A 222-nucleotide genomic window follows, 5' to 3' on the forward strand; every position below is an offset into this window, starting at 1 on the left:
GGTCCTTGTGGACCTGTATTTCCTTGAGGACCTTGTGGTCCTGTTGCTCCATCGTTACCTGCTGGTCCTTGCGGTCCAACTGCTCCGTCAGTTCCATCTGCACCTGCTGGCCCTTGAGGTCCAACTGCTCCGTCAGCACCATCTACACCCGCTGGTCCTTGTGGACCTGTATTTCCTTGAGGACCTTGTGGTCCTGTTGCTCCATCGTTACCTGCTGGTCCT

At 56.3% G+C, this 222-nt stretch carries 1 pseudogene; it reads right to left on the reverse strand.

The window, feature by feature from the left end:
* Positions 1–222 (reverse strand): annotated as a pseudogene (locus Q1A01_RS23830) (hypothetical protein); the annotation flags it as partial.

The organism is uncultured Dokdonia sp. (genome assembly GCF_947492815.1).
In the GTDB taxonomy this organism is placed as follows: Bacteria; Bacteroidota; Bacteroidia; order Flavobacteriales; family Flavobacteriaceae; genus Dokdonia.